The sequence below is a fragment of the Saccharopolyspora sp. NPDC002686 genome (assembly GCF_040295745.1).
GTDB classification, from domain to species: domain Bacteria; phylum Actinomycetota; class Actinomycetes; order Mycobacteriales; family Pseudonocardiaceae; genus Saccharopolyspora; species Saccharopolyspora oryzae.
Genome location: NZ_JBEOVY010000047.1, coordinates 24,405 through 30,908 on the forward strand (window position 1 = coordinate 24,405; position 6,504 = coordinate 30,908).

The 6,504-nt window shown below is 70.4% G+C and carries 7 protein-coding genes; all 7 read left to right on the plus strand.

The genetic code is table 11. From position 1 onward, the window contains the following. Positions 1-74: 74 nt before the first annotated feature. Positions 75-878: an alpha/beta hydrolase gene (locus tag ABTZ89_RS09190; protein ID WP_270948523.1), complete on the plus strand. Its 804-nt coding sequence runs from the start codon at positions 75-77 to the stop codon at positions 876-878. A gap of 180 nt (positions 879-1,058) precedes the next feature. Beyond that, the gene (locus ABTZ89_RS09195) at positions 1,059-1,406 is read left to right on the plus strand and encodes a PRC-barrel domain-containing protein (RefSeq protein WP_270948522.1); all 348 of its coding nucleotides are present in this window, start codon (positions 1,059-1,061) and stop codon (positions 1,404-1,406) included. 53 nt (positions 1,407-1,459) lie between these two features. Beyond that, positions 1,460-2,275, plus strand: a complete 816-nt coding sequence (locus ABTZ89_RS09200; RefSeq protein WP_351042114.1) for a hypothetical protein — start codon at positions 1,460-1,462, stop codon at positions 2,273-2,275. Positions 2,276-2,613: 338 nt separating this feature from the next. After that, positions 2,614-2,874, plus strand: coding sequence for a hypothetical protein (locus ABTZ89_RS09205; RefSeq protein WP_270948520.1), 261 nt, complete (start codon positions 2,614-2,616; stop codon positions 2,872-2,874). A gap of 4 nt (positions 2,875-2,878) precedes the next feature. After that, a complete protein-coding gene (locus ABTZ89_RS09210) occupies positions 2,879-3,130 on the plus strand; it encodes a hypothetical protein (RefSeq protein WP_270948519.1) in 252 nt (83 codons plus the stop codon). Between the two features lie 136 nt (positions 3,131-3,266). Next, positions 3,267-6,083 carry an FtsK/SpoIIIE domain-containing protein gene (locus ABTZ89_RS09215; RefSeq protein ID WP_351042118.1) on the plus strand — a complete coding sequence of 939 codons (2,817 nt, stop codon included), beginning with the start codon at positions 3,267-3,269 and terminating at the stop codon, positions 6,081-6,083. After that, a complete protein-coding gene (locus tag ABTZ89_RS09220; RefSeq protein ID WP_270948517.1) occupies positions 6,076-6,468 on the plus strand; it encodes a hypothetical protein in 393 nt (130 codons plus the stop codon). The genes ABTZ89_RS09215 and ABTZ89_RS09220 overlap by 8 nt, the downstream gene beginning before the upstream one ends. The last annotated feature ends 36 nt before the right edge of the window (positions 6,469-6,504 follow it).

Sequence of the window (6,504 nt, forward strand, 5' to 3'; positions counted from 1 at the left end):
GATCTCGTCGGCGCGCCGCTGACGAAACGCGCCAGGGTGTGGCTTGGCTCGATCAGATGTGCTGTGGTGGCAGCATGATCGAGCCAACGGATCGAGAGATCACCGGACGTCACGGCAAGCTGGTGGTGCGCGAGTGGGCTGCGACCAACCCGGGCTGGATCGCGCTGATCGCGCACGGGTACGGCGAGCACTCCGGGCGCTACCAGTGGGTCGCCGAGCAGCTGGTTTCCGCCCGCGCGCAGGTCTATGCGCCGGACCACATCGGGCACGGCCGCTCGGAGGGCGAGCGGGTCCTGTTCGCCGACGCCGAAGAGCTCGTGGCCGATCTGGAGACGCTGCGCCGGCAGGTCACCGCCGAGCACCCCGGCCTGCCGGTCGTCCTCATCGGACATTCGATGGGCGGGATGCTCGCCGCGCGCTACGCGCAGGAGCACCAGGAGAACCTGGCCGCGGTGGTGCTCTCCGGCCCGGTCCTGGGCACCTGGCACGTCCTGGACCTGCTCGAGCACGACGAGATCCCGGACACCCCGATCGACCCCTCGACGCTGTCCCGCGACCCCGCCACCGGCGCGTCCTACGTCGCGGACCCGCTGGTCTGGCACGGCCCGTTCAAGCGCCCGACGCTGCAGGCGATCGACGAGTGCCTGCTGGCGATCAACGAGGGCCCGACGATCGAGAAGCCGACCCTGTGGGTCCACGGCGAGGACGACGAACTGGTGCCGGAGGCCGACACGCGCACCGGCATCGACCGCATCCGCGGCCACGAGTTCCACGAGCACATCTACCCGGGCGGCCGCCACGAACTGTTCAACGAAACCAACAAGGACGAGGTCATCACCGATGTCCTGACCTTCATCGGGCGGGAGCTCAACTCCTGAAGCGAGGAGTATTCGCTATTACTAACCACGGGAGATAATCTCGATCATTACCTGATCGGGTGAGGCGTGTCGCTTGCGCGGTTGCAGGTCCAGCGTGGCGCGGGGAGCTTGAAGAGGTCGACGGGGGTCGGCCGGCGGACGGACTTCCCGCCCGGGCGAGATGGATCGAGTGAGGCAGCCATGGACGTGGAGCGCGCCCAGGACCTGATCGGCACACCGGTTTTCGACCGCAACGGTTCGCGGGTCGGCCGGGTCGGCAACGTCTACGTCGACGACGCGACGCAGCAGCCGGAATGGGTCACCGTCCGGATCGGACTGCTCGGCGTCAAGGAGACCTTCGTGCCGCTCACCGGCGCGAGCACCGAGGAGAACCGGCTCGACCTCGGCGTGGACAAGGACCGGGTGAAGAACGCTCCCCCGGTCGAGGCCGAGCACGGCCACCTCTCCCCGGAGGAGGGCCGCGACCTCTACCACTACTACGGCGTCGACCAGAGCGACTCCGAGCGGTTCGAGGAGCCACCGGAGTGATCCCGCGGCCGAATTGATCCGCCCCCTTGCCGGTGCGGGACAATCCGACCGCGATGAAGAACAACAACGAGCTCGAGCTGCTGATCACCGTGGTCGTCGGGGCCGACGACGAGAGTTCGGCGCGCGCGGCCTGCCGCGAGCTGATGCAGAAGGTGGGCGGCCGGGTCGTGGCGTCCGGAGACTGCTCCGACGAGGAACCGGGCTGCTGGTCGGTCACCATCAGCCGGGACTGCGCGGAGACCGGGCAGCACGTGGCCGGTCTGTCCCGCGCGGTGCGCAACTTCCTGCGCGAGCTCGGCCCGGACTACGCCCGCCACCGGGTGGCCTGCGAGCCACCGACGGCGTGGACCGTGGTGGACCACCCCGAGCTGGTGGACGCGCTGGTCAGCGGCGGGGAGCGCCTGCTGGTCGAGGTCTGGGCCGGCGATTCGCTGATGTTCGGCCGCACCGCGGCAGCCGACCCCGACGAGCCGCCCGCGCCGACCGCCCCGGTGGTGTCCGAACGGGACGAGCACGGCCGGCTGCGCCCCCGGCTGGCGCTGGTGGTGGACGTCGTCACCGACCGCCGTGCGGGCGCGGAGTGGCCCGCTCGCGCCGTGGCCAGTCGCCTTTCGCGCGCCGCCGACGTCGTCGAGTACTCGGTCGAATCGCCGGTGGTGCGGGTTGCGCTGGACCTCGGTCCAGCGGTCGGCGAGCCGTCGGAGATCGTCCGCGGCGCGGTGTCGGCCCTCGGCGGCAACGGCTGGTCGCGCGTGTCGACCGACGGCGCCGGCGCGACCGCGCGGTGGTCCGCGGCACCGATGCCTCCGTCGGGCGTCGCCGCGATCGAGGTCACCGCGAAATCCACAGTAGACGCCGATCGGAATTGACCCGGATCCGCCAACCTCGTTTCAGGTAGCGGGATTTCGACCGCGGACGCGGAGGTGCACCCGAAAGCGCCTCCGATTCTCGTGACCCCGGGGCTCCTCGCGCCGCGCCCGCGGTGCCGACCAGCACGAAGGTCCACATGTCCGATTTCCGTTGGAAGCACGGCAAATGCGGAACACCTTCAGCTTTCGTCGCCCTGTCGAGTGATCACTTGCGCAGGTCATCACCCACCGCGATCAAACTGTGATCAACTCCATGGCCCTGCCTGCGCCGCCGGACGAGCGGGCGGTTAACTTGTGCACCGTTACAGCACCGCCACCCTCGGAGGACCGGACCCAAAATGGCAGGCGTGGAAGAAGTTCGCGCAGGCATTTCGCTGGCCAACCAGAAGATGCAGGAAGGCGTCGCCGCCCTGCAACAAGCGAACCTCGTCCTGGAAGAGGCCCAAGCCGCGCTCGTCTCCGCCACCCAGGGCAGCGCTCAGGAGGACATGCAGCACGCGCACGGCATGCTCGCCGAGACGATGCAGATGATCAGCGGCGCGCAGGGCTCCATCCAGGCCACCATGTCCTCCGCCGAGGCGTACGCGGGTCGGCTGTAGCGACGTGTCCGCGCTGGAAGAACTCGTGCAGGCGCTGGGTGTCGTGGAGCAGCACCTGGCGGACGCCGGCGCGCACCTGGGCACCGGCCGCACGGCGCTGGGCGAGGCCGAGAAGGCCATGATCAAGCTCGATCCGGAGCACCCGGAGACCGTGGTGCCGCCGAGCCTGCACCGAGCGGATGACCAGATCGAGCGAGCCCAAGGCGCGATCGAGCAGCTGACGAACACGTTGCGCGATTTCGCCACCCAGCTCTAGGCCACCGGCGTGGATACCCCATCTCGCGCAGTGAAACGGCATTACGCCGGGTGAATGCGCCAGATGGGGTTCTGCCCCGTCATCCGCTTAGTGGTAGTTTGATCACGGTCAGTAACTCTGCTTCCCGAGGTGGGGTGTGGGTAAACGCAACGAGCGGCGGAGCCGCGTCGAAGCAGCCTTCGAGCGCCTGCGCTCCAGCATCGCCACCGCGCTCGGTGCCGCTGACAACGAGCACGCCCGGGTCCTCGCCGAGTGCGCGCAGCAGGACTACGCGCTCCGCATCGCGCAGGCCGGGACGGCCGCCGCGCAACGCGATCCGGAGGAGATCGGCGACCCGAGCAGCAGCGCGTTCCAGGCCGCGATGCGGGAAGCGCTCGACGATCGCGCGGAGATCTTCGCGGAGTGGACCGCCACCGGGCCGGACCAGCTGACCCAGCTGATGGCCGAGGTCGCACCGGGGTCGGCCGGACTGCCCTGGTCGGACTGGCTCGGCGAGGTGGGCACGCGGGAATCCTCCGCTCCCCCGCCCGAGCTGTGGCGCCTCGGCACCGCCGTCGTGCCGGACTCACCGGATCCGCAGCCGTTCCCCGCCGCCGTGCCGCTGCTCGACGAGTCGCACCTGCGGATCACCACCGACGGCAACCCGGAAGCCGCCGAAACCCTGGTGCAGAACCTGCTGCTGCGGCTGCTCAGCCACTTCCAGCCGGGCTCGGTGCGCCTGCACGTCTGGGATGTCGCGCACCTGACCGGCACGCTGCCCGGCCTCTACCCGCTGACCCGCGCCGGGCTGCTCACCGCGCACGACCCGACCCGGCTCGACGAGATGCTGGACGCCCTGTCCGACCACATCCGGCGGATCCACACCGGCGCGCTGCTCGGCGGGCACACCTCGCTGCGCGCGCTGGCCGAGGAGAAGGGGCACCGCTCCGAACCGTGGCGCATCGGGGTGCTGTTCGGCAACGGCGAGCCGCTGCGCGAGGAACAGCAGCAGCAGTTGCAGCGGATCGCCCGCAGCGGACCGGCCTGCGGCATCCAGCTGATCGTCGTGGACATGTCCCTGACCGTGAGCAGCGCGATCGAATCGGTCCGGCTGACCGGCGAGGACCGCGCGCGGCTCAGCACCACCGGCCCGGAAGCCGTGGTGCACCTGGACGAATCGCCGTCGCGCAACGAGGTCACGAAGGCCTGCGCGTCGATCGCGGAAGCGTTCCTGGCCCGCCGCGCGCGGGTGCGGACCTTCGACGACCTGGTTCCCGACCAGTACTGGGCGCACAGCTCGCGGTCCGGGCTGCAGGCGCCGGTCGGGTTCGACGAGGGCGAGCCGGTGTGGATCACGCTCGGCGACAGCAGCCCGCACACCCTGATCGGCGGGCCGAGCGGTTCGGGCAAGACGAACTTCCTGTACGGCATGCTCGGCGGGCTCGCCGCCCGGTACTCGCCGGACGAGCTGGAGCTCTACCTGCTGGACTTCAAGGAAGGCGTGTCGTTCGCCCAGTTCACCCCGGGCAAGCGGGACCCGAGCTGGCTGCCGCACGCGCAGCTGGTCGGGGTGAACGTCAACACCGACCGAGAGTTCGGCCTGGCGCTGCTGCGGTTCCTGGCCGACGAGATGCGGCGGCGCGCGGAGGCGGCGAAGGAGCACGAGGTCACCAAGCTCGAGGAGCTGCGCGCCGAGGACCCGAACGGCCGGTGGCCGCGGATCGTCGCGGTGATCGACGAGTTCCAGTACCTGTTCGCCGACCGGGACAACGTGACCGCGCAGGCCACCGCGCTGCTGGAAGACGTTGCGCGGCGCGGCCGTTCGCAGGGCATCCACCTCGTGCTGGCCAGCCAGGACGTGTCCGGCATCGAGGCGTTCTGGGGCAAGCCGGCGATCTTCGAGCAGTTCATCCTGCGGATCGCGCTGCCCAAGGCGCGCCGGGTGCTGGGCGAGCAGAACAACGCCGCGATGGAGCTGCCGCGCTGGCACGCGGTGGTCAACCACGAGTCCGGCGTCAAGCACGGCAACGAGATCGCCCGGATCCCGGACGCCACCGCCCGCAACACCTTCGACGCGCTGCAGCTGGAGCTGTGGAAGCAGCTCGACGACTCCGCCGTGCCGCCGAGGCTGTTCGACGGCTCCAACCTGCCCGCCCTGTCCACTTTGGACGACTACCGGCAGCTGTCGGCGCCGGTGGGCACGCCCGAGGTGCTGCTCGGCCAGATCATCGACGTGGACGGCACCGCTGCCTCGGTCCGGCTGAGCCGCTCGCCGGGGCGCAACATCGCGGTGATCGGCTCGGTCCGGGTGGACGCGGTGAGCGTGCTCGGCGCGGCGACGCTTTCCCTGGCGCGGCAACACCTCCCCGGCGGAATCAAGTTCACCATCGCCGGTCTGCTGGACGACGTCGACGACGACGTGCACCGGGTCGTCGACGAGCTGCGCGCCGCCGGGCACGACGTCGACCTGGTCGGCCTCGACGGCATCGAGGCGGCGATGGCCGCCACGGCGGACTCGATCGACGGCCGCTCCGGCGCGGACGTGCCGCACTGCCTGGTGCTGTACGCGGCGGACGCGGCGCAGACGACCCTGGAGCGCAAGGACCCGACCACCAGGGTCAGCGGCCTGGACCACCTGCGGAAGATCCTCAAGCAGGGCCCGGAATCCCGGGTGCACGTGATCGGCTGGTGGCGCAGCGCGAATCGGGTGAAGAACACCCTCGGCATGGGCCCGGTGGACGACATCGGCGCGTGGGTCGCCTTCGACGTGCACGGCCAGGAGCTGGCGACCTTCGCGGCCGGCCAGGTGGTCAGCTGGTCGCCGCGAGCCCGGCGCGGCCTCTTCTTCGACCGGGCGGTGCATTCGCGCCCCGAGGTGATCCTGCCGTTCGACCTCGGCACCCCGGACGCCCCGCAGGTGCCGGTGCAGCGAGCGGCCGAGGAGATCGAGGTCTGGGAGGAAGCTGGTGACTGACCTGGTTCCGGCGTCGATCCGGTACAAGGAGCTCACCGCGCTGGCGTCCACCGCAGCGCAGGACCTCCGCAAGCACGAGCGCGCCCGGGCGACCGAGCTCGGCGAAGCGGTCGCGGAGGGCCAGCAGCGCAAGGACGCAGCGGCCGAACAGCGCGACCAGGTCGTCGAAGACGTCCGGAAGCGCTGGAACGCCGCGATGGAAGCGCTGTGGGACGAGCGCTGGATGCAGGTCAAGGGCATGCCCGACCCCGACCTGACGGCACCCCCGGCAACCCCGGACGACTCCCGCCGAGAAGTCCACGACGCGTTCCTGGCGCTCCTCGCCGCCCTGGAAAAGCCCCGCTTCGGCGCTGGAATCCTCAACCGCCGCAAGAAGTCCTCGTGAGTACTTCGGGGCGCTATGGCACCCCGAAGTACTCAC